Source organism: Vibrio sp. 2130-1 (assembly GCF_033339515.1).
Map to the genome: position 1 here is coordinate 1 of NZ_JAWOUT010000625.1, position 545 is coordinate 545.

At 51.4% G+C, this 545-nt stretch carries 1 pseudogene; it reads left to right on the forward strand.

From position 1 onward, the window contains the following. A pseudogene (locus tag R7Q09_RS27780) lies at nt 1-545 on the forward strand (C4-dicarboxylate ABC transporter); the annotation flags it as partial.

The window sequence follows — 545 nt, forward strand, 5'->3', positions numbered from 1 at the left end:
ACTCCGTCTCAAGATGTGCAAGAAATGGTGGCTCAAGCAGACACGGGCGCACGTAACCCTTCGGGAGTGCAAGGACGAATCCTTTGGTTAGTCCCTCTGTGTTGGTCACTATTTCAATTATGGTACGCCTCCCCGCTACCATTTATTTTCAATTTTGGCGTACTGAATGACACTGAAGCGCGAGCGATTCACCTCACTTTCGCGATATTTTTGGCCTTCACTGCTTATCCAGCAATGAAGAACTCTCCGCGTGATCACATTCCTCTTGTGGATTGGATTCTCGCGTTAGCGGGTAGCTTTTCGGCTGCCTATATCTACCTTTTCTACACCGAACTCGCAGGACGTTCCGGCGCGCCCACCACTGCCGATATTGTGGTTGCGGTCGTTGGCATGATATTGCTACTTGAAGCGACTCGTCGTGCATTAGGGCCTCCGCTAATGGTTGTGGCCGCCGTGTTCCTGACTTACACGTTTGCTGGCCCATACATGCCAGATGTCATAGCCCACAAAGGCGCAAGCTTAGGTAAAGCGATGTCGCATCTGTG